This is a genomic window from Exiguobacterium sp. s132, from assembly GCF_018617235.1.
Classification (GTDB): Bacteria; Bacillota; Bacilli; order Exiguobacteriales; family Exiguobacteriaceae; genus Exiguobacterium; species Exiguobacterium profundum.
Map to the genome: position 1 here is coordinate 279,053 of NZ_JACSJU010000001.1, position 24,704 is coordinate 303,756.

Sequence of the window (24,704 nt, forward strand, 5' to 3'; positions counted from 1 at the left end):
GTCTCCCTTCAATCGGGAGACCTTTTCAAATGTCAAGACGGCACATCTTTCACGCGGTCTGCTATAATCTACAATTGATTGGAGTGAAGGACATGTACCATTCGAAAAAACAGTGGCTCTATCCGGAAACAAATCCGGACGACGTCACGCGTTTACAAAACGAATTAAATATATCAGCACAACTGGCGACGTTGCTCGTTCAGCGTGGTCATCAAGACGTAGAAGCGGCCAAGGCATTCTTGTATGCCGAGGATGAACTCGTCTTTCATGACCCGTATTTGTTTGAACAGATGGAGAAAGTCGTCACCCGCATCAAACGGGCAGCAGACGATGGGGAAATGGTGCTCATCTATGGTGACTATGATGTCGACGGGGTCAGTGCCTCATCTGTCATGTGGCATGCGTTGACAGAAATTGGCGTCATGGCCGAGTGTTATATCCCGAACCGTTTCACTGAAGGTTATGGACCGAACAAAGAAGCGTTCCAGTGGGCAGCGAACGAAGGATTCACCTTGGTCGTCACGGTGGACTGTGGAATTTCTGGGATTGAAGAAGCCACACTCTTAAAAGACCTTGGCGTCGATTTGATCATCACGGACCACCACGAGCCGAAAGAGACATTGCCGGACGCCTATGCAATCATTCATCCACATATCGACCCGGGATATCCATACGATAAACTCGCCGGTGCGGGAGTCGCTCTCAAAGTGGCGCACGCCGTTTTAGGGAGAATGCCGGAAGAACTCCTTGATTTGGCCGTCCTCGGAACGATTGCCGACCTCGTCCCACTCGACGGAGAGAATCGATTGCTCGCGAAGAAGGGGATTGTCGCGCTCGAGGCTTCAAAACGTCCAGGTATTCTAGCATTACGTGAAGTATGTGGTCTCGGTGACAGCGTATTGAACGAAGAGTCGGTCGGTTTCGCGTTCGGTCCACGCATCAATGCCGCAGGTCGACTCGATTCAGCGATGCCGGCATTACAAATGCTCCTGGCTGAACATGTCGAGGAAGCGCTCGAGCTCGCAAAACAGCTCGATAAGCAAAACAAAGAACGTCAAGACATCGTCAAGACGATCGCTGCTGAAGCGAAAGAACTCGTCGAAGCATCGATGACCGAGGACCGTGTACTCGTCGTGGCAAGTGAGAAGTGGAATCCTGGAGTTGTCGGGATTGTCGCATCTCGTCTCGTCGAGGCGTACTATCGTCCAGTCATCCTCCTTTGCCATGACCCTGAGACGGGTAAGGCGAAAGGATCGGGTCGTTCGATTGATGGGTTTGATCTCTTCAAGGAACTTTCGAAGAATGAAGATATTTTGCCACACTTTGGTGGGCACCCCGCTGCCGCCGGGATGACCCTTCAGTCGGAACATGTCGCCGAACTACGAGAGCGGCTGAACCGTCAAGCGGATTCTATCCCTGATGACGTGTTTGTGCCACGGGTGAACGTCGACTTGAAACTCTCCGTCAACGACGTCTCGCTCGACTTGATCTCAGAAATCGGAAAGCTCGCGCCGTTTGGTATGGGGAATCCATCCCCTCGTGTCGTCGTCGCAGATGCGAAACTGCGAGATATTCGCCAAATCGGACGGGATGCCACGCATTTGAAAGTACAGCTCGCTGGTGACAAGCGTGAGCTCGATGGCATCGGATTTGGATTCGGGCACGTCGTTTCAGAGATTTCAAAGATGGCTCATATCTCGGTGATGGGAAGTCTTCAAGTCAACGAATGGAACGGAATGCGTAAACCGCAGCTCATGATTCAAGATTTACGGGTCGATGACTTCCAAGTGTTTGACTATCGTGGGAAGAAAAAATCAATGCAAGAGTTGAAAGATTTGCCGAAAGAACAGACGTCATTTTTATCTTTCCAAGGGACGAACGAAGATTTTCCACTCCATGAAGGAGATGAACCGCTCAACCGTTTCGTCGTTCTGCTCGATCTTCCGGACGATGAAGAGGTGCTCGCAGAAAAACTTCATGAGGGGATTGAACGTATTTATTGTGCCTTCGGTCAAGGAGACTCGTTCTTTGAACGTCTTCCGTCCCGTGAGGATTTCCGAACGTATTATGTCCATATGGCAACATGCGAACGGAAAAATCTTCGTGAAAACCTGATTCGTCTGTCAAAAGAGCGAAAATGGTCAAAAAATACGATTCAATTTATGCATCAAGTATTCTCTGAACTCGAATTTCTTGTTACAATGGAAGACGGACTGCCTGGAGTCAATCCAGAAGCACCGAAACGCGATTTGACCGAGGCGCCGTGCTATCAACGCCGGATTGGGCGCCAACAACTCGAAGAGCGTTTCGTATACGCGTCATTGGCGGAGCTCAAAGAGCGGTTACAATCGTTGCGATCGAACAAGATGCAGGAGGCATACACATAAAATGGATTTCAAACAGCATATTAAAGAAGTAGCAGATTATCCGAAGGAAGGAATCAGCTTCAAAGATATCACGTCACTCATGCAAGATGGCGAAGTCTACAAGAAAGCAGTAGATGAGCTCGTCGTTTATGCACGTGAACGTGGAGCGGAGTTGATCGCTGGTCCGGAAGCACGCGGATTCGTCGTCGGTTGCCCGGCAGCGTATGCGCTCGAACTCGGGTTTGTACCAGTACGTAAAGAAGGAAAGTTACCACGTGAGACAGTACGAGTTTCATACGGTCTTGAGTATGGAACGGACATTTTAACGATGCACAAAGATTCAATCAAACCTGGACAACAAGTCGTCATCTTGGATGACTTGCTCGCAACAGGTGGTACGATTGAAGCAACGATTAAAATGATTGAACAACTCGGTGGTGTTGTGGCAGGAATCGGGTTCTTGATCGAACTCGACGGACTTGGTGGACGTGAGCGTCTTGAAGGATACGACGTGTTCTCACTCATCCGCTACGAAGACTAATTTGAACGGGAAGCGATATGCTTCCCGTTTTTGAATAGTTTTTAAGGAAAATAACCTACAACCTTTGACAGGTCGTCAGATTTTTTCGATAATGGTTATAAAAATCACAGAATCTTGAATACAAACTACTACCATGCTGCGACGAATCCGAGGCGATTGGAGCGGTTAGAAAAAGGGTGTCGAATGTTATGACCAAAAAACAAATCGTAAGTATTGAGGATCTTCTCGACGCGCTCGGGGAGTATATGGGTGACGACGATATAGCCGAAGTGAAACGCGCTTACGAATACGCAAAACTTCATCATACCGGTCAGTTCCGACGTTCGGGCGAGCCCTATATTCTCCATCCGGTCCAAGTGGCCGGCATTCTCGTTGATATCGGCTTAGACGCCACAACGATTATTGGAGCGCTCTTGCATGATGTTGTCGAAGATACGGATGTTTCGTTACAGCAATTGACGGACGATTTTGGTCCAGACGTGGCCATGCTCGTCGATGGCGTCACGAAACTTGGTAAGATTAAATATAAATCGAAAAAAGAAGAACTTGCTGAAAACCACCGGAAGATGATTATCGCCATGGCAGAAGACGTGCGCGTGATCTTGATCAAACTTGCGGACCGGCTCCACAATATGCGGACACTGCAGCATATGCCGAAAGAGAAACAAGTCCAAAAAGCGGAAGAAACGCTTGAAATCTTTGCGCCTCTCGCACACCGGATGGGGATTTCGACAATCAAATGGGAGCTCGAGGATATTTCGTTACGTTATATCAACCCGCAGCAATACTATAAGATCGTCTCGATGATGAAACAGAAACGGACGGAACGGGAAGCACTCGTCACCTCTGTCATCACGGAAGTGAACGGGGTTCTTGAGGAAGTGCATATCGATGCCGACGTGAACGGTCGACCGAAGCACATCTATTCTATATATAACAAGATGGTGAAGCATAAAAAAGAGTTCAATGAAATTTACGATTTGATGGCGGTCCGCATTATCGTCGATTCGATTCGTGATTGTTATGCCGTGCTCGGAATCATCCACACCCAGTACAAGCCGATGCCGGGACGTTTCAAAGATTATATCGCTATGCCGAAGCCGAACATGTATCAGTCGCTCCATACGACAGTGATTGGACCGAAAGGTGAGCCGCTCGAAGTCCAAATTCGGACGAAAGACATGCATTTCATCGCTGAGTTCGGGATTGCGGCACACTGGGCGTATAAAGAAGGGAAAAACGTCTCGACGAACGGATTCGACGAGAAGATCGCCCATCTTCGTGAGATTCTTGAGCTTCAAAAGGATACGACGGATGCCGAGGAATTCATGGAATCCCTCAAAGTCGATTTCTTTAGCGACATGCTGTACGTCTTCACACCGAAAGGAGACGTATTCGAGTTGCCGAAGGGCTCAGTCCCGATTGACTATGCGTACCGGATTCATACGGAGATCGGGCACCGGATGACGGGTGCGAAAGTGAACGGGCGGATGGTACCGCTTGACTACAAACTTGAGACTGGTGACATCATCGAAATCATCACGTCGAAGCATAGTTACGGACCGAGTAAGGATTGGTTGAAGCTTGCAGTTTCAAGCCAGGCGAAGAACAAGATTCGTCAATGGTTCAAACGTCAGCAACGTGAAGAAAACGTTGAAAAAGGGAAAGATCTCGTCGAAGCAGAAATTAAGAAACTTGGTTTTGAACCGAAAGAGATTATCGATGAACCTGCACTCAGTATCGTCGTCGAGAAGTTCAACTTCGGGAACGAGGAAGAGATGTACGCCGCTGTCGGTTATCAAGGCATCACTGCCGCACAAGTCGCACATAAGTTGACGGAGAAGCAGCGGAAAGAACCGAAACTCGAACTGTCGGAAGCCATCAGCGAATTGAAAGTCAGTCAGGCACCGAAGAAGAAAACGACGGAAGCGGGCGTGACGGTCAAAGGCATCGACAACATGCTCGTTCGCATGAGCCGTTGTTGTAACCCGGTACCGGGGGATGAAATCGTCGGATACATTACCCGTGGACGCGGTGTCTCAATTCACCGGAAAGACTGCTTGAACATTGTCAACGAACAACACCCAGAGCGTCTCCTTGACGTCGAATGGGAAGTCGGACAAGCGAAAGAGAAGAACTATAACGTCGACATCGAAATCACAGGATATGATCGCTCAGGTCTCTTAAACGACGTCCTTCAAGCAGTATCGGCGACGAATACGAATATCGTGGCCGTCAGTGGTCGGGGCGACCAAAACAAACAGGCCCGCATCTCGATGACCATCTCGATTCCGAACGTGAACCATTTGCAGAAAGTCGTCGAGCGCATCAAACAAATCTCAGACGTGTATTCGGTCAGCCGAGTCATGATGACGTGACGAAAGGAAGAGGAACGTGCGTGTATTATTGCAACGAGTGAAAGAAGCATCGGTCACAGTCGAGGAAGAAGTCGTCGGGGCAATCAACGCCGGGTACTTGCTTCTCGTCGGTGTGACACATGAAGATACAGAAGAGGAAGTGAACTGGCTCGCCGACAAGGTGACCGGACTTCGCGTCTTCGAGGACGATCAAGAAAAGATGAACTTATCGATTCAAGACGTGTCCGGACAAATTTTATCTGTCTCTCAGTTCACTTTATATGGAGACACGATGAAAGGGCGGCGACCTGCTTTTACAAAGGCCGCAAAACCGGATATGGCCGAGACGCTTTATGAAAAATTCAATGAGCGACTCCGGTCGAATGGGCTCGTCGTAGAGACGGGACGCTTCGGAGCGATGATGGACGTCGCCCTCGTCAATGACGGACCGGTCACACTCATGCTCGAAAAAAACGCTTGACAGATGCCGGCTTGATTCGGCATCATGAAGCATATAGTCAAACACCTACGATAAAGAAGAGTACGGTCAACCCACCAGCAAAGAGAGCGATGCCTTGGCTGAAAGCATCGACTGGATGATGACCCGAACGACACTTTGGAGGTGCTCCCTTGAAAGCGAGTAGGGGGAGCCGTTTCATCGGGCGTTAACCGATTTCGAGTGGCAGAGTTTCAAGTGATGGCTCTGCAACGAGGGTGGTACCACGGGAAACTGACACAGGCTCTCGTCCCTTTGCGGACGAGGGCCTTTTTGTATTTTTAAGGAGGGAAATGTGATGATGAAAGCACCACGCGGTACACAAGACCTGCTTCCGGGCACGGTCGAGACGTGGCAATATGTCGAAGAAAAGCTTCGCGACATGAGCGCCCGTTATAACTATAAAGAAATCCGCACACCAATCTTTGAAACGACGAACCTGTTCACACGCAGTGTCGGGGAAACGACGGACATCGTCCAAAAAGAGATGTTCACGCTCGTGAAGAAAGGGAAAGACGAGTACACGCTTCGCCCAGAAGGAACGGCATCTGTCGTTCGTGCGTTCGTGACGAACAAACTGTTCGGAAATCCGGACCAGCCGACCAAGCTCTACTACATGGGACCAATGTTCCGCTACGAGCGTCCACAAAAAGGTCGCTTCCGTCAGCTTCACCAATACGGTGTCGAAGCAATCGGTAGTAGTGACCCGGCCGTTGACGCTGAGGTCATCAGCCTCGCCTATTCGATTTACAAGTCGTTCGGACTTCAGAAAATCAAAGTCGTCGTCAACTCGCTTGGGGACGCGGAAAGCCGCAATGCCCACCGCGATGCGCTCATCCGTCACTTTGAGCCGGTGGCAGGCGAACTTTGCCAAGACTGTCAGTCACGCCTGTATAAGAATCCGCTTCGCATCTTGGATTGTAAGGTCGACCGCGATCACCCGTCGATGAAGACGGCCCCGTCGATTCTTGAATATTTGAACGAAGAGTCGAAGGCCTATTTCGACCAAGTGCTCGCACAACTTGACGCACTTGGTGTCGCCTATGAAGTCGACCCGACGCTCGTCCGTGGACTCGATTACTACACGCACACTGCGTTTGAAATCATGTCTGAGGCAGAAGGATTCGGAGCCATCACGACGCTTTGTGGCGGCGGACGCTATAACGGTCTCGTACAAGATATCGGCGGACCGGACATGCCGGGAATCGGTTTTGGAATCGGGTTGGAGCGTCTCATCCTCGCATTGGAGAATGAAGGAGTCCTACCTGAACTCGAGACAGGACTTGATGTCTTCATCGTCGCCCAAGGCGGAAAAGAAGTCGAATTGACGGCGACACGCCTCCTACAACTCCTCCGCATGGAAGGGTTCAAAGCAGACCGTGATTACCAAGGACGCAAGTTCAAAGGACAATTCAAACAGGCGGACCGTCTGAAAGCCAAGTTCACAGTCATCTTAGGGGATGACGAAGTCGAACGAGGGTCAGCCGCCTTGAAAGATATGACGACTGGTGAACAAGTCGACGTGCCACTCTCGGCCGTTGCAGACAAAATTCGTGAACTATCGGAAGGAGCAGGACAATGATCGGACGCACACATATGAACGGCCGCGTGACAGAGTCACTCATCGGCCAGGAAGTACAATTAAAAGGATGGGTACAAAAACGTCGTGACCTCGGAGGTCTCATCTTCATCGATCTTCGTGACCGCACAGGGATCGTCCAAGTCGTCGTTCGCCCAGAGAACGAAGCGGTCCACCAACTCGCGGAGACGATTCGTAGTGAGTTCGTCCTCGACGTGAAAGGGACGGTTCTCGAGCGTGAGAACAAGAACCCGAACATGCCGACAGGAAATATCGAAGTCATCGCTTCAGAGATCAACATCTTAAACGCTGCGAAGATGACACCAATCCCAATCGGTGACGAAGCGGAAAACGTTTCAGAAGACCTGCGTCTCAAATACCGTTACCTCGACCTTCGTCGTCCGGCGCTCCAAGAGACGTTCCGTCTCCGCTCGAAAACGTCGAACACGATTCGTAACTTCTTGACGGAGCAAGAGTTCCTTGAAGTCGAAACACCGATTTTGACGAAGTCGACGCCAGAAGGCGCACGTGACTATCTCGTACCGAGCCGTGTCCACGGTGGTGAGTTCTATGCACTTCCACAATCACCACAGCTCTTCAAACAGTTGCTCATGGTCGCAGGATTTGACCGTTACTTCCAAATCGCACGCTGCTTCCGTGACGAGGACCTTCGTGCAGACCGTCAACCTGAATTCACACAAGTCGACATCGAAACGAGCTTCATGGACATCGAAGACTTGATGGCGATGATGGAATCGATGATGGGACAAGTCATGGAATCGACGCTCGGTCGTACGGACACACCAGCGAAGTTCGAGCGGATGACACACGCGGAAGCGATGCGTCGTTTTGGTTCGGATAAGCCGGACACGCGCTTCGGTCTCGAACTCATCGACGTGGCAGACACTGTGAAAGGTGCTGGCTTTAAAGTGTTCGATGCAGCACTCGAATCAAACGGGCAAGTCAAGGCGATCAACGTCAAAGGTGAGGCGGACAACTTCTCACGTAAAGACATCGACAAGCTTCAAGAGTTCACGGCGGTGTACGGTGCGAAAGGTCTCGCATGGCTCAAAGTGACAGCGGAAGGCTTGAACGGTCCAATCGCGAAGTTCTTTGATGAGACATACGCACAGAAGCTAATTGAAGCCACAGATGCAGAAGCAGGTGACCTTCTTCTCTTCGTCGCATCGAAACCAACTGTCGTTGCAGACAGCCTTGGCGCACTCCGCGTCAAGCTCGGTCACGAACTTGGTCTCATCGACGAATCGAAGTTCAACTTCCTTTGGGTAACGGACTTCCCACTCGTAACGTTTGAAGAAGAAGACGGTCGCTTCTATGCGAACCACCATCCGTTCACGATGCCAAACCGTGAAGACCTCCATCTTCTCGAGACAGATCCGGCAAGTGTACGCGCGGTTGCGTATGACCTCGTCTTGAACGGTTACGAACTCGGTGGCGGTTCACAACGTATTTATGAGCGTGACATTCAAGAGCGCATGTTCAAATTGCTTGGTTTCACACAAGAAGAAGCGGTTGAACAGTTCGGCTTCTTGCTTGAAGCGTTCGAATACGGTACACCGCCACATGCGGGAATCGCACTCGGTCTCGACCGTCTCGTCATGATTCTTGCAGGTCGTTCGAACCTTCGCGACACAATCGCCTTCCCGAAAACGGCTTCGGCAAGCTGTCTCTTGACGCAAGCACCGAGCCCTGTCGCGGACGCGCAACTCGAAGAGTTATCGATTCGTACGGCAATAAAAGAGAAAAAATAAGCATAAAAAAACGAGGGTTGCCATGGCAATCCTCGTTTTTTGTATGTGTGAAACGGATTTTGGATTCAACACGAGATGGTAGATATTTAATTGGAACACATCCTCTTGTTAACGTTTATCCTCTTCTCGCTGCATATATTTCGCTGTTCGCTGCAACGCGAAACCAAACGCAAACAGCGAGGCGATGACTGCGGACATCGTATATACCGAATCGATAAACGCCAGATAGATTCCAAGTAGTCCGAGACCGAAACTCACGAAAAAGAGAATGAGGAGTCTCGGATGTTGTTTCAGTGTCTGTTTCATCGGCTCGGAACGTTCAACTGACATCCTGTGCCGTCCGTCACGAGTAGATTCGAATTGAACACTTGGCCGTCACTCTTCAAGACGAGCGTACGACGGTCTTCGAGGAAATCGATTTTCATCTGTTCATCTAAAAACACTTTTGTCCAGTTTTTGATTAAGATTGGTCCGATGTTTGATTCGATTTCAACGTCTTCCGGAGTCGTCTCGGTTACGTATCGAATCTCAAAGATTCCGCTGTTCCCACAACCACAACCTTCTGTCTCGTAAAAGAGGTGCATCTGTCCTTCGCGTTCGCCTTTCAATGACTCGATTCGTTCGAGGGCACGATCTGTAATGTGTACATGCATGTGTATCACTCCTTACTTTTATTATACGCCGTTTGAAAAAAGAATGAAAAAGGGATGCATCCTGTTTTCCACCTTTCGGAAAAAAGCGTACACTTAATGAAGAGAAGGGGGAAGAGAGAATGATTTCACGTTTTTTTAGTTATTATCGACCACATAAAAAGTTATTCCTACTCGATTTTTCATTCGCAATTCTCGTCGGACTGCTTGAACTTGGATTTCCGCTTGCCGTTCAATGGTTCATCGACGACTTGTTGCCGGGTGGGGAATGGAACTGGATTATCATCGTCAGCATCGGCCTGTTGATTCTATACATATTGGCCATGATGATGCAGTACGTCGTTAACTACTGGGGACATAAGCTCGGCATCAACATCGAGACGGACATGCGAGAAGAGTTGTTCACGCATATCCATAAACAGTCGTTCCGCTTCTTTGACAATCATAAGACCGGCCATTTGATGAGCCGGGTCACGAACGACTTGTTCGATATCGGGGAAGTGGCGCACCATGGGCCGGAAGACTTCTTTATCGCCATCATGACGTTACTCGGTGCGTTCGGGATCATGTTCTCGATCGACCCTGAACTCGCACTCGTCACCGTTGTCGCAGTACCGTTCCTCATCATCATGATCACGTATGCGAATAAGAACATGAACAAGGCGTGGCAAAAGATGTACACGAATATCGGGGAAGTGAACGCGCGCGTCGAGGACAGTGTGTCCGGGGCACGCGTCGTCCAATCGTTTACGAACGAGGCGTTCGAAATCGGGCGTTTCCAAAAAGACAACAACTTCTATCGCGGCTCGAAGATTGAAGCGTATCGTGTCATGAGTACGTCACTCGCAGGTATTTATATCACGACGCGTCTTATGACGTTGCTCGTCCTTGTATACGGGGCGTACTTGACGTATGAAGGACAGTTATCGTACGGACAACTCGTCGGCTTCATCTTGTACATGAATTTACTCATTAAGCCGATTGAAAAGATCACGGCGCTCCTCGAGATGTATCCGAAAGGGATGGCAGGGTTCAAACGATTCACGCAGTTGCTTGATGAAGAGCCGGACATTGAGAACCGAGCGGATGCGACCGAGGTCGAAACGTTGACAGGTGATATCGTCTTCGACGACGTCTCATTCGGCTATTCAGACTACCGCCAAGTGTTGACAGATATTGATTTGTCGATCGAGGCAGGGACGACTGTTGCCTTAGTCGGGACGAGCGGGGCTGGAAAGACAACCATCTGTTCACTCATTCCGCGTTTTTATGACGTCACAAAGGGTGCCATCTCGATTGACGGCATGGATATCCGGAAGATGACGAAAGAGAGTTTACGTCGTCAAATCGGAATTGTGCAACAAGATGTCTTCTTATTTGCGGGTACGCTACGGGAGAACATTGCTTACGGGAAACTGGATGCGACCGATGCAGAGATCATGCATGCGGTGGAAAAAGCACATCTCGGCACGCTCGTCGAAGAGCTCGAGCACGGTCTTGATACACAAATCGGAGAGCGTGGACTAAAACTCTCCGGAGGTCAGAAACAACGCATCGCCATTGCGCGTATGTTTTTGAAAAATCCGCCGATTTTAATACTCGATGAGGCGACCTCGGCGCTCGATACGGAGACCGAGGCCATCATTCAGGATTCATTAAATGAACTGGCAGCAAATCGAACGACGCTCATCATCGCGCACCGTTTAGCGACTGTAAGGAATGCCGACCGGATTCTTGTCGTGACGGCAGAAGGAATCGTAGAAGATGGAACGCACGAAGAACTCAGTCAAAAAGGTGGCGTCTTCACGAACCTGTTACAACGTCAACAACTATAAATCGAGGGCTGCCTGATAAAGGGCGGCCCTTTTTTGGCGTGATAACAGCATTTCGTGGGTAAATACTTATGGATGAACGAAAGCGAAGGAGGCAAAATACCATGAAAGCTGTACAAGTCGTAGGATATGGGGACGTTGACCAACTCCAAGTGGTTGATATCCCGAAACCGTCTCCGAAAGCAGGAGAAGTGCTGATCAAGGTACGCGCCTGCGCGATTAACAATACGGAAATATGGATGCGAGAAGGGGCTTATGGAGCTGGGGAGAAGTCAGGATGGCGCCCGGAAGGCGTCCAGTTCCCACGCATTCCCGGTTCAGACATCACTGGTGAAGTCGTCGAGCTCGGAGATGGGGTCGACCAAGGGATGATGGGTCGACACGTCGTCTTATTCCCGTTCACCTCGAGCGGACCTGAGCGGAAGGAACACTTGTCGGACGATATGTCCTTTATTGGATCAGAGTATGACGGGGGCTACGCGGAGTATGTATCATGGCCGGCTGACCTTTGTTTTGACATGCCGCTTGATGATTTCGTCGAGAGTGCAGTCTTTTCCGTAAGTGGTCTCACGGCTTGGCATATGAACGAGCAGTTACACATCCGTTCCGGTGAGACGATTGTCGTCACTGGGGCAAGTGGCGGGGTCGGCTCACTCAACATCCAAATTGCGGCGAACGTATTCGGGGCGAATGTGTTCGCTATCGTCGGTGATTTGAAAAACGAGCAAGAGTTAAAAGCGCTTGGGGCGACCGAAGTGTTTTCCTATCGTTCTGAGACGCTCGCCGATGATATCATCGCTGCGAACGGTGGCCCGGTCGACGCGGTCCTCGATGTCGTGGGAGATGCGCTATTTGATGTATCTCTAAACATCTTGAAAAAGGGAGGGAAGTTCTGTATCTCTGGTTCGGCGGGAGGACAGACGACCCATCTCGACTTCCGGACGCTGTACTTGAAACATATCGCGATGTACGGGTCTGTTCTCGGGACACGATATGAATTCGCAGAGATGTTGCGCTCGATCGCCGAAGGGAAGCTAAAACCGGTCATTGACCGGACGTTCCCGCTTGAAGAGGCACGTGAGGCACAGGCGTATTTTAAACAATCGGGTAAGTTCGGAAAGATTGTGCTCATTCCGAACACATAAAAAGAGAGGAGATCTCCTCTCTTTTTCATGCGATTTTTACTTTGAGACGATCGACATAGGCGATGAACAGGCGGAACCGTTCTAGCCAAAACTGGAAGAATGGACCGATGAGGAAAATCGATAAGACGGTCCCGAAGAAAAGTGGTCCGCCGAGTGCCCAACCGATGAGACAAGCGGTCAGTTCCATCCAAGTCCTCATGGCACGGACGGACGTTTGGAAACGGTCTGCTAAGGCAAGCGTCAATCCATCGCGTGGACCGGCACCGTACCCGACGGCGACATAGAGACCAGCTCCCATGCCCATCACAAATATGCCGAATGTGAGCCAAACAATATTCACAATCATCCCTTCGAAAACAGGGAGCCATTGCTCATTTAATATCACGTTCATGAACACCCCAACGAACACCGCGTTTACTAGAGTTCCGAACTGAGGACGGATGCGGTCGAGTATGTATTTAAATAGAACGAGTAAAAGACCGACGCATAAAATCACCGTCCCGATTGAAATCGGAAGATGGTGAGCGATACCGATATGAAGGACGTCCCACGTGGAAACCCCGAGATTTGCCGTGATCATGATAGATGAACCGAGCGCGAGTAAGAACAACCCGGTCATGAAGAGACCCCATTTGAAGAGAATGCGTAAAAGGTGGATAGATCGGACGTGCACGAACATCGCCTCGTTTCAATAGAATGATTGATTTATCTTAGCACAGGCGATTGAAAAACATAAAAAAAACGTCTCAGCTTATTGGCTGAGACGTGAGTGTTATTTCTTCGGTGATTTCTTTGCTTTGTTCTTTTTATAGTAATCGTAGACGAACGGTGCGACCGCCGTCGCGATTTTAATCAATGTTCCCATTTTGCCTTTCTTAGCCATTATGTTGCACCCCTTTCTCTTCTAGAAGAATATATTCCACACAATTTGATTTTGAAAACATATCTCGAGCACATTCCGTCTTCATGACAAAGATTATAACCCATCATACTATAGGGTGGAGGAGGTCTAATGATGAAAACAATCATATGGTACCAAAATGATTTACGTATTGATGATCATTTACCGCTTGAAGAGGCACTTCGCCATGACGATCCGATCGAAGGTCATTTTTTTATCAGTCCGAATCAGTTCGTTGAAAATCGTTATGGCGTCATTCCACTTGGGAAGGAGCGACTTCATTTCTTGAAGGAGTCATTAGAGGATGTGGCCGGTTCACTCGACGCACTTGGTATCTCATTTCACGTGCACGTCGGTCATCCGCTCGAAACGCTCGACCCGTCCGACCGTCTCTTGTTTCAGCGGGCAGTCGGATACAATGAGCGCCGACGTGAAAATGAAGTGATCAAAAAATGGAAAGGGGAGTACGAGACGTTCGGTGGATTCACGTTATTTGAAGAGGGCCATATCCCGTTTGAGAAAATGCCGTTTCTCTTCACGGAGTTTCGAAAAGCGGTCGAATATGATGTACGTCCCCGAGAACTGATTTCCCGTAAGGCGACGGCTGCCACACGCGAGGTGACGTTCCCATTTTCGATTCAAGAAGTAAAGCAAGACCCGAGGACGGCGTTTCCGTTCAAAGGTGGCGAATTGGCAGCGAAGCGTCGATTGAATGACTATTTGTCCGTGCCGATTCGAACGTACAAAGAAACGAGAAATGGTTTTGGTATCGATGACTCGACGAAGCTATCTTCTTATTTAGCGAACGGCTCGTTATCACCTCGACGGGTATTCTTTGAACTCGAGGCACATGAACGAACGCATGGGGTAAATGAATCAACGTACTGGCTGTACTTTGAACTATTATGGCGTGAGTTCTTTCAATGGGTCGCACTCGAGCAAGGGAAAAAATTATTTCGATCACAAGGCATCCGGTCGAAACGGAAAGACTGGCGAGTCGAGGCGGATGTCATTGAAAAATGGCGAAAGGGAGAGACGGGTGTTGATTTCGTAGATGCGTTTATGCGCGAACTGAATGCGACGGGATGGATGTCCAATCGGGGGCGACAAATCGTGGCGAATTATTTTTCAAAAGAGTTAAAACAAGATTGGCGTTACGGGGCTTCCTACTTTGAATCGAAACTAATCGATTACGACGTGGCGAGCAATTGGGGGAATTGGGCGTACCAGGCGGGTGTCGGGAACGACTCGCGCGACCGCCGTTTCAACATCGAGCGTCAACAGTTCACGTATGACCCGGACCGTGCGTTTCGTAACAAATGGTTGTGACCAAACTGTCACGTGAAGTCGGCGTTTCTCATTGACTTCTTTTTACAGAAACGCTATAGTTAAATCAACAGATGGGATACCTGAGGTGTACGAGAGCCGCCTTCGTTATTTTGAGCCAACACTTTGAATACGGGAGACCGAACTGCTAACCAGATCAACTGCCTCATCACGTGCAGGAGGACTTGTGAAGGAAACGCTAGGTCACCCACCTGCATACGCAGGTTCAAAAGCAAGGCATCGTCACGGCACTCCGGGCCCCATCGATTTTTTTTGTAAATACGTCGCGAGACGTCTTTTTTTTGAATATAATTCCGAGTAAAATAGTATGAGAAAATAGAATTAGTTGGAGGAAGAAATATGCTACACCAGTTTTCACGAAATGAATTGGCCATCGGCTCTGAAGGCCTTGATGCTTTAAAGAATAAAACGGTCGCGATTTTAGGCGTCGGCGGTGTCGGCTCATTTGCGGCCGAGGCACTTGCGCGCAGTGGCGTCGGACGCATCGTCCTCGTCGATAAAGATGATATCGACATCACGAACGTCAACCGACAAATCCACGCACTATTGTCGACGGTCGGTCAACCGAAAGTCGAAGCGATGGGGAAACGTCTCCTCGACATCAACCCGGACTTAGACCTCGTCCAATTGAAGATGTTCTATACAGAAGAGACATATGAAGAGTTCTTCGCTCAAAACATCGACTACGTCATCGATGCGTCAGACACGATCATCTATAAGATTCATTTAATCGTAGAATGTAAGCGTCGCGGCATCCCGGTCATCTCAAGCATGGGGATGGCGAATAAGATGGATCCGACACGCATCAAGGTCGTCGACATTAAAGATACGTCATATGACCCGATTGCGAAGATGGTCCGTACTCGTCTACGTAAAGAGAAAATCTACAAAGGCGTCCCGGTCGTCTTCTCGGACGAATCTCCAATCGTGACACGCGAGGACGTGAACGAGGTCGTCGGGAAGAAAGATGCACCGATCCGTAAAGCGAAGATGCCACCGAGCTCGAACGCGTTCGTCCCATCGGTTGCAGGACTTGTCGCTGCGGGATACGTCATCAATGACTTGCTCGAACAAGCGGGCGTCGAAATCAACCGCATCCAAAAATAAAACGACGCTGGCTCATTTCGAGTCGCGTCGTTTTTCCCAATAATCGAGCCGTTTTTGAATTTGTTGCTCGAATCCACGTGGCGTCGGTTTATAGTAATTTGGTCGTTTTCTAGCCAAGTTTTCTGGCCAATAGTTTTGAGGGACGAACCCGTCTTTTTCGTCATGTGGATACTTGTATCCGACCCCGTTCCCGAGTTCACGTGCTCCTGGACTATGGGCATCCCGGAGATGTACGGGCACAGGGCCTCCCTCGACTGTCCGGACGTGGTGAAGCGCCTTGTCGATGGCGGTGATGACCGCATTTGATTTTGGAGCGGTTGCCAAATAGAGAACGGCTTCTGCGATTGGGATGCGAGCTTCCGGAAAACCGATGTACTCGCTCGCTCGTGCTGCTGCATCGACGATGAGAAGTGCGTTCGGGTCGCTCATTCCGATATCTTCGGCGGCATGGACGTATAAACGACGCATGATGAATCGCGGAGATTCGCCAGCCTCAATCATGACGGCTAGCCAGTATAGCGCGGCATCCGGGTCAGACCCCCGAATCGATTTGATAAACGCCGAAATGACATCGTAATGTCGGTCGCCCGTCTTATCGTATTTGATTGACTTCTGTTGAATCGACTCTTCCGCGACCTCTAGCGTGATATGAATCTCTCCGTCCACCTCAGGCGTTGTCAAGACGGCGAGTTCGAGTGCGTTCAATAGGACACGGTAGTCACCATCCGCCATTTTGATATAATGGTCTGCAGCAGCTTCATCCATTTTGACCGGATAATTTCCGAGACCACGTGAATCGTGTAGCGCCCGCTCAAGGACGGCACGTAACTCTTCAGCACCAGGTGGCTCGAGTCGAAATACGGTCGCGCGTGACAGGAGTGCGGCGTTTACTTCAAAACTCGGGTTTTCGGTCGTCGCTCCGATGAGGACGAGCTTTCCAGACTCAAGGGCAGGAAGGAGCGCGTCTTGTTGGAGCTTATTGAACCGGTGGATCTCATCTAAAAAGAGAATCGTCCGTTCGTCTTCATAGTCGAAGCGGGACTCCGCTTCACGAATGACGTTCCGCAATTCATCGAGTTTTGCTGTGACGGCGTTCAATTGGACGAATGTCGCTTTCGTGTAATTCGAAATAACACGGGCAAGTGTCGTCTTACCGGTGCCAGGTGGACCATATAGGATAATCGTACCGAGTCGATCGGCTTCGATGGCACGACGAAGTAGCTTGCCCTCGCCGATGATATGGCGCTGTCCGATAACGTCATCTAATGTTTCGGGGCGCATCCGATTGGCGAGCGGTCCGCCATTCGATTGATGAAATAAATCAGGCATACGTAACCATTCCTTTCGACAAACGTTTGTTCGATTAGTATAACAGAAGGAGACTTGAAGATGAAAATATCTACAAAGGGCCGCTATGGCTTAACGATTATGATTGCGTTGGCGCGTGAGACAGATAACAAGCCGCTCAGTTTAAAGAAGATTGCCGCACGCCATGAGTTGCCGGAGCATTATTTGGAGCAATTGATCGGTCCACTCCGCAACGGGGGACTCGTCAAGAGTGTACGGGGTGCGTACGGCGGCTATCAGCTCGTCAAACCGGCAGAAGAAGTGACAGCAGGTGAAATCATTCGCTTGCTCGAGGGACCTTTAGCCATCGTCGAAGAATCTGAAGCAGATGATGCGGTGAAACGCAAGCTTTGGGATAAAATCAAAGAAGCCATCGATACCGTCCTTGACGAAACGACACTCGCGGACCTCGCTGAAGAAGAGTCAGACGGCTACATGTTTTATATTTAATAATGAGGTGACCTTAGATGAACTATTTTGATCACGCTGCGACGACACCGATGCGACCAGAAGTCCTCGAAGCGATGACACCGTACTTTTTAGAGACGTACGGGAACGCGTCGAGCATCCACGGAATTGGACGTAACGCCCGGGCGGCGCTCGATTCGTCACGTCGCGTCCTCGCGAAGTGGATTGGTGCTTCACCGAACGAGATCGTCTTTACGTCAGGTGGGACGGAGTCGGATAACTATGCCTTGTTCGGTGCGGCATATGCCCATCAAGAAAAAGGCAAACATATCATTACGACAAAAGTCGAGCACCACGCCGTTCTTCACGCGATGGAGCAACTTGAGCGTGAGGGCTTCGACGTCACGTATCTCGATGTTGATGAGTCGGGAGCTGTAGATATAGAAACGTTCCGATCAGCGTTACGTGAGGATACGATTCTCGTATCGGTTATGTACGGCAACAACGAGGTCGGAACGCGCCAACCGATTCAAGAAATCGGGGAGTTGTTACAAGACCATCAGGCTCTCTTCCATACGGATGCGGTACAAGCGCTCGGTACAGAAGAAATTGATGTGAAACGTATTCATGTCGATTTATTGTCGGCGTCCGCACATAAAGTGAATGGGCCAAAAGGTATCGGTTTTCTTTTCATGAAAACAGGTGTAAAATTAGCGTCACGTTCTTTTGGTGGACAACAAGAACGTAAACGTCGAGCCGGCACGGAAAATGTTCCGGGTGCCGTCGGATTCCAAAAAGCAGCTGAACTCGTCATGGCAGAGCGTGAGGACCGAGTGACTCTTTATGCTTCGCTCGATTTGGCACTGCGTCAACGTCTTGACGAACTAGGCGTAACTTATGAGGTGAACGGGTCGAATCGTTTACCTCACATCGTGAACTTATACCTCCCTGGAATTGACCTTGAACCTTTCCTCATCATGATGGATATGCGGGGCATGGCGATTTCGAGCGGGAGCGCCTGCACGGCGGGGTCGGTCGAACCGTCCCATGTATTGTCGGCGATGTACGGGGATTCAGAGCGGACGCGTCAGTCTGTTCGAATCAGTTTTGGCCACGGTAACTCGGTCGAGGACGCGAAACGGCTCGCGGAGCGACTAGAAGAAGTCGTCTCGACATTTATGAACGGAGTGAGATAGATGAATTTACGCACGAAAGCCCCTGAAGAGACGACGGTCGTCGTCGGGATGTCAGGTGGCGTCGATTCATCGGTGACGGCCCATGTGTTAAAAGAACAAGGGTATAACGTCATCGGAATTTTTATGAAAAACTGGGATGACACGGACGAGAACGGTGTGTGTACGGCGACAGAGGACTATGAAGACGTCATCGCCGTGGCGAACCAAATCGGGATTCCTTACTATGCGGTCAACTTTGAAAAAGAATATTGGGACCACGTCTTTGAATATTTCTTAGCGGAATATCGTCTCGGTCGGACGCCGAACCCGGACGTCATGTGTAACAAAGAAATCAAATTCAAAGCATTCCTCGACCATGCGCTTCGACTCGGTGCCGATTTTGTCGCGACTGGACACTATGCGCAAGTGAAATATGTTGATGGTGAGCATCGTTTGTTACGAGGAAAAGACGATAACAAAGACCAAACGTATTTCTTGAACCAATTGTCACAAGACCAGCTCGCGCGGACGATGTTCCCCATTGGTCATATGGACAAGAAAGATGTACGTGCGATTGCCGAAGAGGCAGGACTCGCGACGGCGAAGAAGAAAGATTCGACGGGAATCTGCTTTATCGGTGAACGGAACTTTAAAGAATTCTTGTCGGAATACCTTCCATCACAGCCTGGTGAAATGCGGACGCTCGATGGCGTCGTCAAAGGACGTCACGACGGGTTGATGTATTATACACTCGGACAACGTCACGGTCTCGGAATCGGTGGCGACGGTGATCCTTGGTTCGTCGTCGGGAAAGATGTTGAGAACAACGTCTTGTTCGTCGGACAAGGGTTCCATCACGACGCGCTCTACTCAGATGCGCTGCTTGCTTCGAAACTATCATGGACGGGAGCTGCTTCATCAGGAGAGTTCCGGGCGACGGCGAAGTTCCGTTATCGCCAACAAGATGTCCCGGTCACGATCGCTCCGCTCGAAAATGGCGAGGTCCTCGTCAAGTTCGATGAGCCACAACGTGCCATCACGCCAGGACAAGCGGTCGTCTTCTATGATGGCGACATCTGTCTCGGTGGGGCAACGATTGACGAAGCGTATCGAAACGGAAAACGACTCGACTATATCGGATGAGGTGATTGATATGAACGCAAACGAACAAGGCATCCAAGCGATGCAGCAAGGTGAATTCGAACAGGCGGCCAAACATTTCAATGAGGCCATCGAAGCGAACCCGACGGACCCGACTGGTTTCGTCAACATGGGGACATTGCTCCAGGCGATCAACGATTACGATCGTGCCGTCATCTTCTATGACAAAGCGATTGAACTCGATGGATCGTTCGGTGCCGCTCACTACGCGAAAGGTGCACTTGCCTATGAACTCGAGCAATTGGAGTCAGCGGAGGCGTCGCTTCGCCAAGCGCTCCTTTCTGGGATGGATGATGCTGATCTTCATTTCATGCTCGGGTTGACGTATAAGGCGATGGGTGATTTCGTTCGAGCGATGCCACGCTTGCGTGAAGCGAAAAAACAATCGCCAGAAGACGTGGAGATCACGTTCCAATACGGACTTGCACTCGCACAGAGTGAACAGCTCGAAGAGGCGGTCGTTGCGCTAGAAGAGACGCTCGATCTCGATGCGAGCCATACGGATGCCCGTTACAACTTGGCAATCGCATATGCGTTCTTGGGTGACCAGGAACGAACGTACGCTGAGCTTCAACGCGTCTTGGAGATGCAACCGGATCATGAACTTGCGCGTGACGCCATCACGAAGATGGATGCGCTGCTTGGAAACTGAAACGTATGAACAAGAAAGTGCCATCGCGATTGAGCGATGGCACTTTCTTTAGTTATCGCAATCAAAGTTGCTTCGTTGTGATTTTGACGGGTTCTCCGGCAAACTCGCCGTATGCTTCGTCCATATTTTTCGTATACAGTTCGATGATGTTATGGCTCGGGTCTTTGAAGTACGCCGAGCGTTCTTTCCCATTCTTCGTCTCATCTTCGTCCCACGTCCGAAGTTTAACAGGGACATCGGTCTCATCTAAGATTTCGAGAGCCTGTTCAAACGACTCCATCGGAACGAAGAACGCACAGTGGACGTGGACGCCACCTTCATCATAGAGCGTGTCCCATTCCGTCACGTCCTGTTTACGGTTCGCATCCTCTTCTTCCGTAAAGTCGCGCTTCAACCAAAGACCTAACCGTGTGTTCCCACCGATATAAAGCCATGTTGCCCACGGCTCGTTCGCCTGCTCTTGTGATTCACTCGGCTCCGCATCGTCTCCGACCCATTGTTCGACGACAGGAAGACCTAATTTTTCATGCCAAAAAGCTACAGCTTCGTTCATATCTGTCACTTCTAACACGAGTTCGCATAATCCGCTTACTGGAATTCGTTTGCCCATAGATGATTCCTCCTTCAATGTGTCATTCGAACAGTTCCCCGTTTCTTTGAATCAAAAACGCGACTAGCAGTATTGAAGTGGGGGAATGACAACCTATAGAAGGAGGTCGAGTGGCTTGCGAAAATTCAGCATGGTCAGCGTCATTTTGTTTTTCATTGTCGAGTACGTGTGGTTGAATCAATTATTTGAATCGGTAAATGAACGATTGGCAGACGGAAAATGGACGAATACGATTTTGTATCAAGTGGTCGTTGAACCACGTGGACTCTTAACGTTAATCCTTCTTTTATTCATAGCGCTCCTTCTCGTCGGATGGACAGTTCACTATGTGTACAGTGAGCAAAAGTCTTGGCAACATACATCTGAACATGTCGGTGTGGGGTGGCTCGTTCCATTGATTCTGGCATTACTCGGATTTCTCATTCCAAACGTGTATGTTCAAGTCGGGATCATATTCCTTCAAGTAACGTTCATTCCGCTCATTCCGTTCATCCATCAGACCGTTCCATTCTGGAAAGTCGTGACGAACTGGTTGATTCAGTTGGCTGTCATCGGTCTCGTCCTATTTGGGGCGAGAGGGATGCTTGAGGACTCGATTCGAATCGAGAAGACCGAGCTCTTCACAAAACTCGAGGCATATCAGGCATCTGGTGACTTGGACAGGATTCAGAGATTAATTGAAGAAGTGGACTTGGATCAGGTTGAGCGCATTTTGGACCGGGTCGATATCGAACAGTTGATACGTATTTTGGAAGTCGTCGATCTCGACCGAATCGAGCAAATCTTAAACCTGTTTAATTAGGGCATTTGTTCAATCGATTCATCTCGGGCTATAATGGATGATGGAAAAATAGCTGGAGGTGTCGGATATGATGGCAGCACCTTATGAGTTGACTGGAAAAGTCATTCGAGTCCTGTTTCAATCAGAAGAAGAGGCGCATACGATTGCGCTCGTACGTATTAAAGAAAAGAATTTTGAGACGGATGAGACCGAGATGGTCATCGCTGGCGTCGGAGTCGGCATCGAAAAAGGCGAGACGTATAAGGCGCACGGTCGTCTCGTTGACCATCCTCGATTTGGGAAACAGATGAAAGCGGATTGGATTCGTCGTGTCGTCCCGATGACGAAACGTGCAGCCGTCCGCTTTTTGACGAACGGGTCTTTTCCCGGAATCGGTCAAAAGACGGCGCAAAAGATTGCGGATTCTCTTGGAGACGATTGTATCGATCAAATCGTCAAACATCCGAGTATCCTGTCTGAGGTAGACGGATTGAAAGAAAAGCAGGCGCGTGTGATCACCGAACGCCTGAACGTTTTATATGGGGTCGATCAGTTGCTTTTGTTTCTCGCTCCATTCGACGTGACGCCACGTCTCGCCTCGAAAATTCATAAAGAGTATGAAGGACGGGCGATGGAGACGATTGAGAAGAATCCGTATGCGCTCATGTACGACGTACAGGGGATTGGATTCAAGACGGCGGATGCCATCGCGGCACATTTTGGGATTCAAGGCATTCATCCTGAACGCATCGCGGCAGCCGTGCTGTACGTATTAGAACTCGAGCAAGGGAACGGTCATCTCTACGTGACGGCGGAACAACTCGAAGCCGAGATGCCTCGAATCATCGGGGCTGATCCGGGTGATGCGCTCGTCACGGCGCTCGAATCGCTCGCTAAAGAAGAACGGGTCGTCATCGAGGATGGGGTCGTCTATCATCCCCGTGTCTTCCGTGCCGAACGGAAGGCGGCAGAAGAGTTGGCCCGAATCATGGCGACATCGACGACAGAGGACGTGGACATGACGACCATCTTTGACGCGGTCGGACGTGTCGAGGAAATGTTCTCGATTGAATATGCCACTCAACAGCGAGAAGCCATCGAACTCGCTCTCAAGTCACCGCTCATGGTTCTTACCGGTGGACCGGGTACCGGGAAGACGACGGTCGTTCGAGGCATCATTCATGCACTCAGCGATGTCTTCGATTGGAAGTTAGAACCCGTTCCGAACCAACCGTTCCCGTTCGTCTTGGCCGCACCGACGGGTCGAGCGGCGAAACGCCTCAGTGAGTCGACCGGGCTACCGGCCTCGACGATTCATCGGCTGTTAAAGTTCGACGGTAGTTCGTTCCAAGTCGATGAGACGAATCCGCTTGTCGGGAAAGTGCTCATCGTCGATGAGGCGTCGATGATTGACATCTTCTTGTTCCGAAGCTTGCTCAAGGCGGTACCGAACGGCATGAAAATCTTGTTCGTTGGAGACCGCGATCAGCTCCCGTCTGTCGGACCGGGGCAAGTACTTGCCGATTTGATGGCGACAGAAGGGATTCCGGTCGTCCGCCTCGACGTCGTCCACCGTCAGGCGTCGGAATCGAGCATCCTCCGACTTGCCCATTCCTTGAACGCCAAAAAGATGCCAGAAGATTTGTTGGCTTCACTGCCGGACCGGCGCTTCTATACGGCGAATCAGGAGACGGCACTTCAAGCGATTTGTCAGATGGCAGGAGCGGCTCTCCGAAAAGGATATTCACCGTTTGATATTCAAGTGCTCGCACCGACGTATCGAGGGGTATGTGGAATTGACGGACTGAATGAAGCACTTCAAAACGTATTCAATCCAAAATCAAGTGCCCGTGAAGTGAAGCATGGGACGCGCATTTACCGAAACGGTGATAAAGTGCTACAACTCGTCAACAACGCCGAGGAGAACGTCTATAACGGGGACATCGGGGAAATCACGAACATCTTCTACGCGAAGGAAAATGTCGATAAGGTCGACAAGATTTATATCCGATTCGACCAGACAGAAGTCGAGTACAACCGTAGTGAATGGGACCAGTTCACCCATGCCTACGCCATCACGATCCATAAGTCACAAGGTTCCGAGTTCCCAATCGTTCTCATGCCGGTCTTCTTCAACGGAGGATTCCGATCGTCGCGCAACTTGATTTATACAGCTGTGACTCGGGCGAAGAAGAGTTTACTCTTGTTTGGTGACGTGCGTGCGCTCGAGGCGGCGACGCGAGAAGAGGAGCCGGTGCGACGGACAAAATTGGTCGAGCGCTTAGGCGGGAAGTCTTGACGTCTTTCCGAACGCGTGTGATAATGACGAATAGACAACTGAAACGATACAGACGATGAAGGAAATGAGTACGTCGTCACCACCTCTACAGAGACATCTTCCTAGGCTGCGAGAAGATGGGGGTCGGCCGACCGAAGCTATTCTGGAGTCCCCACTCAACCTGGGCGCCTCATCCACG

General features: G+C 50.1%; 21 protein-coding genes, 1 other RNA gene and 1 other annotated feature. Of the genes, 17 read left to right on the top strand and 5 right to left on the bottom strand.

Annotated features, from left to right (window positions below; all coding sequences use genetic code 11):
• The first annotated feature begins 92 nt into the window (after positions 1-92).
• The 6 genes from recJ (at position 93) to aspS (ending at position 9,111) form a co-directional block, all read left to right on the top strand.
• Positions 93-2,387 (top strand): single-stranded-DNA-specific exonuclease RecJ, encoded by a 2,295-nt coding sequence (gene recJ / locus KNO78_RS01430; RefSeq protein WP_214691126.1) that lies wholly within the window; start codon positions 93-95, stop codon positions 2,385-2,387.
• A gap of 1 nt (position 2,388) precedes the next feature.
• Positions 2,389-2,907: an adenine phosphoribosyltransferase gene (locus KNO78_RS01435; protein WP_074037462.1), complete on the top strand. Its 519-nt coding sequence runs from the start codon at positions 2,389-2,391 to the stop codon at positions 2,905-2,907.
• 188 nt (positions 2,908-3,095) lie between these two features.
• Entirely contained in the window at positions 3,096-5,285 is a 2,190-nt protein-coding gene (locus KNO78_RS01440) for a RelA/SpoT family protein (protein ID WP_074037461.1), read from the top strand.
• A gap of 16 nt (positions 5,286-5,301) precedes the next feature.
• Positions 5,302-5,745, top strand: a complete 444-nt coding sequence (dtd, locus tag KNO78_RS01445; RefSeq protein WP_031421442.1) for a D-aminoacyl-tRNA deacylase — start codon at positions 5,302-5,304, stop codon at positions 5,743-5,745.
• 38 nt (positions 5,746-5,783) lie between these two features.
• Positions 5,784-6,018 (top strand) — a binding site (T-box leader).
• Between the two features lie 43 nt (positions 6,019-6,061).
• Positions 6,062-7,342, top strand: a complete 1,281-nt coding sequence (hisS, locus tag KNO78_RS01450) for a histidine--tRNA ligase (protein ID WP_074037952.1) — start codon at positions 6,062-6,064, stop codon at positions 7,340-7,342.
• The gene (aspS, locus tag KNO78_RS01455) at positions 7,339-9,111 is read left to right on the top strand and encodes an aspartate--tRNA ligase (protein ID WP_214691125.1); all 1,773 of its coding nucleotides are present in this window, start codon (positions 7,339-7,341) and stop codon (positions 9,109-9,111) included. Before hisS ends, aspS begins: the two co-directional genes overlap by 4 nt.
• Before the next feature lie 108 nt (positions 9,112-9,219).
• On the opposite strand, the gene KNO78_RS01460 is transcribed toward aspS, so the two are convergent.
• Complete coding sequence (locus tag KNO78_RS01460; RefSeq protein ID WP_143180248.1) at positions 9,220-9,441, bottom strand: hypothetical protein; 222 nt, start codon at positions 9,439-9,441, stop codon at positions 9,220-9,222.
• Positions 9,414-9,764 (bottom strand): iron-sulfur cluster biosynthesis family protein, encoded by a 351-nt coding sequence (locus KNO78_RS01465; protein WP_015881180.1) that lies wholly within the window; start codon positions 9,762-9,764, stop codon positions 9,414-9,416. The genes KNO78_RS01460 and KNO78_RS01465 overlap by 28 nt, the downstream gene beginning before the upstream one ends.
• Before the next feature lie 119 nt (positions 9,765-9,883).
• Between KNO78_RS01465 and KNO78_RS01470 the strand changes: the two genes are divergently transcribed.
• Together KNO78_RS01470 and KNO78_RS01475 are read left to right on the top strand one after the other, a co-directional pair.
• A complete protein-coding gene (locus tag KNO78_RS01470) occupies positions 9,884-11,596 on the top strand; it encodes an ABC transporter ATP-binding protein (RefSeq protein ID WP_214691124.1) in 1,713 nt (570 codons plus the stop codon).
• 101 nt (positions 11,597-11,697) lie between these two features.
• Positions 11,698-12,738, top strand: coding sequence for an alcohol dehydrogenase family protein (locus KNO78_RS01475; protein WP_214691123.1), 1,041 nt, complete (start codon positions 11,698-11,700; stop codon positions 12,736-12,738).
• A 25-nt stretch (positions 12,739-12,763) separates the two neighbouring features.
• Here KNO78_RS01475 and KNO78_RS01480 read toward each other — a convergent pair whose 3' ends face one another.
• Positions 12,764-13,411, bottom strand: a complete 648-nt coding sequence (locus KNO78_RS01480; protein ID WP_374193971.1) for a YczE/YyaS/YitT family protein — start codon at positions 13,409-13,411, stop codon at positions 12,764-12,766.
• A gap of 342 nt (positions 13,412-13,753) precedes the next feature.
• Between KNO78_RS01480 and KNO78_RS01485 the strand changes: the two genes are divergently transcribed.
• The 3 genes from KNO78_RS01485 to KNO78_RS01495 all read left to right on the top strand — a co-directional run bounded on the left by KNO78_RS01485 (position 13,754) and on the right by KNO78_RS01495 (position 16,093).
• Positions 13,754-14,968, top strand: a complete 1,215-nt coding sequence (locus KNO78_RS01485; protein WP_214691121.1) for a DASH family cryptochrome — start codon at positions 13,754-13,756, stop codon at positions 14,966-14,968.
• 74 nt (positions 14,969-15,042) lie between these two features.
• A non-coding RNA gene (gene ssrS / locus KNO78_RS01490) (6S RNA) lies at positions 15,043-15,229 on the top strand.
• Positions 15,230-15,325: 96 nt separating this feature from the next.
• A complete protein-coding gene (locus KNO78_RS01495; RefSeq protein ID WP_159562006.1) occupies positions 15,326-16,093 on the top strand; it encodes a tRNA threonylcarbamoyladenosine dehydratase in 768 nt (255 codons plus the stop codon).
• Positions 16,094-16,105: 12 nt separating this feature from the next.
• On the opposite strand, the gene KNO78_RS01500 is transcribed toward KNO78_RS01495, so the two are convergent.
• Positions 16,106-17,422 (bottom strand): replication-associated recombination protein A, encoded by a 1,317-nt coding sequence (locus KNO78_RS01500; protein WP_074037449.1) that lies wholly within the window; start codon positions 17,420-17,422, stop codon positions 16,106-16,108.
• A 60-nt stretch (positions 17,423-17,482) separates the two neighbouring features.
• Between KNO78_RS01500 and cymR the strand changes: the two genes are divergently transcribed.
• The 4 genes from cymR to KNO78_RS01520 are packed head-to-tail and all read left to right on the top strand — an operon-like array spanning position 17,483 to position 20,836.
• Complete coding sequence (cymR, locus tag KNO78_RS01505; protein WP_147536788.1) at positions 17,483-17,890, top strand: cysteine metabolism transcriptional regulator CymR; 408 nt, start codon at positions 17,483-17,485, stop codon at positions 17,888-17,890.
• Positions 17,891-17,907: 17 nt separating this feature from the next.
• A complete protein-coding gene (locus KNO78_RS01510) occupies positions 17,908-19,044 on the top strand; it encodes a cysteine desulfurase family protein (RefSeq protein WP_159562007.1) in 1,137 nt (378 codons plus the stop codon).
• The gene (mnmA, locus tag KNO78_RS01515) at positions 19,045-20,166 is read left to right on the top strand and encodes a tRNA 2-thiouridine(34) synthase MnmA (RefSeq protein ID WP_214691120.1); all 1,122 of its coding nucleotides are present in this window, start codon (positions 19,045-19,047) and stop codon (positions 20,164-20,166) included. It begins immediately after the preceding gene.
• A 10-nt stretch (positions 20,167-20,176) separates the two neighbouring features.
• The gene (locus tag KNO78_RS01520) at positions 20,177-20,836 is read left to right on the top strand and encodes a tetratricopeptide repeat protein (protein WP_159562008.1); all 660 of its coding nucleotides are present in this window, start codon (positions 20,177-20,179) and stop codon (positions 20,834-20,836) included.
• Between the two features lie 61 nt (positions 20,837-20,897).
• Here KNO78_RS01520 and KNO78_RS01525 read toward each other — a convergent pair whose 3' ends face one another.
• Positions 20,898-21,446 (bottom strand): VOC family protein, encoded by a 549-nt coding sequence (locus KNO78_RS01525; RefSeq protein WP_015881192.1) that lies wholly within the window; start codon positions 21,444-21,446, stop codon positions 20,898-20,900.
• A gap of 115 nt (positions 21,447-21,561) precedes the next feature.
• Between KNO78_RS01525 and KNO78_RS01530 the strand changes: the two genes are divergently transcribed.
• Together KNO78_RS01530 and recD2 are read left to right on the top strand one after the other, a co-directional pair.
• Positions 21,562-22,248 carry a hypothetical protein gene (locus KNO78_RS01530; protein WP_214691119.1) on the top strand — a complete coding sequence of 229 codons (687 nt, stop codon included), beginning with the start codon at positions 21,562-21,564 and terminating at the stop codon, positions 22,246-22,248.
• Positions 22,249-22,318: 70 nt separating this feature from the next.
• Entirely contained in the window at positions 22,319-24,526 is a 2,208-nt protein-coding gene (recD2, locus tag KNO78_RS01535; RefSeq protein ID WP_251125229.1) for an SF1B family DNA helicase RecD2, read from the top strand.
• Positions 24,527-24,704: the final 178 nt, after the last annotated feature.

Excerpts from the sequence above, each read along its gene's own strand:
- KNO78_RS01465 (WP_015881180.1), bottom strand. The coding sequence starts at position 9,764 with ATGCATGTACACATTACAGATCGTGCCCTCGAACGAATCGAGTCATTG.
- KNO78_RS01500 (WP_074037449.1), bottom strand. The coding sequence starts at position 17,422 with ATGCCTGATTTATTTCATCAATCGAATGGCGGACCGCTCGCCAATCGG.
- mnmA (WP_214691120.1), top strand. The coding sequence starts at position 19,045 with ATGAATTTACGCACGAAAGCCCCTGAAGAGACGACGGTCGTCGTCGGG.
- KNO78_RS01485 (WP_214691121.1), top strand. The coding sequence starts at position 13,754 with ATGAAAACAATCATATGGTACCAAAATGATTTACGTATTGATGATCAT.
- KNO78_RS01495 (WP_159562006.1), top strand. The coding sequence starts at position 15,326 with ATGCTACACCAGTTTTCACGAAATGAATTGGCCATCGGCTCTGAAGGC.
- KNO78_RS01460 (WP_143180248.1), bottom strand. The coding sequence starts at position 9,441 with ATGTCAGTTGAACGTTCCGAGCCGATGAAACAGACACTGAAACAACAT.
- KNO78_RS01440 (WP_074037461.1), top strand. The coding sequence starts at position 3,096 with ATGACCAAAAAACAAATCGTAAGTATTGAGGATCTTCTCGACGCGCTC.
- KNO78_RS01525 (WP_015881192.1), bottom strand. The coding sequence starts at position 21,446 with ATGGGCAAACGAATTCCAGTAAGCGGATTATGCGAACTCGTGTTAGAA.
- recD2 (WP_251125229.1), top strand. The coding sequence starts at position 22,319 with ATGGCAGCACCTTATGAGTTGACTGGAAAAGTCATTCGAGTCCTGTTT.
- cymR (WP_147536788.1), top strand. The coding sequence starts at position 17,483 with ATGAAAATATCTACAAAGGGCCGCTATGGCTTAACGATTATGATTGCG.
- aspS (WP_214691125.1), top strand. The coding sequence starts at position 7,339 with ATGATCGGACGCACACATATGAACGGCCGCGTGACAGAGTCACTCATC.
- KNO78_RS01510 (WP_159562007.1), top strand. The coding sequence starts at position 17,908 with ATGAACTATTTTGATCACGCTGCGACGACACCGATGCGACCAGAAGTC.
- KNO78_RS01435 (WP_074037462.1), top strand. The coding sequence starts at position 2,389 with ATGGATTTCAAACAGCATATTAAAGAAGTAGCAGATTATCCGAAGGAA.
- recJ (WP_214691126.1), top strand. The coding sequence starts at position 93 with ATGTACCATTCGAAAAAACAGTGGCTCTATCCGGAAACAAATCCGGAC.
- KNO78_RS01470 (WP_214691124.1), top strand. The coding sequence starts at position 9,884 with ATGATTTCACGTTTTTTTAGTTATTATCGACCACATAAAAAGTTATTC.
- KNO78_RS01475 (WP_214691123.1), top strand. The coding sequence starts at position 11,698 with ATGAAAGCTGTACAAGTCGTAGGATATGGGGACGTTGACCAACTCCAA.
- hisS (WP_074037952.1), top strand. The coding sequence starts at position 6,062 with ATGAAAGCACCACGCGGTACACAAGACCTGCTTCCGGGCACGGTCGAG.
- KNO78_RS01520 (WP_159562008.1), top strand. The coding sequence starts at position 20,177 with ATGAACGCAAACGAACAAGGCATCCAAGCGATGCAGCAAGGTGAATTC.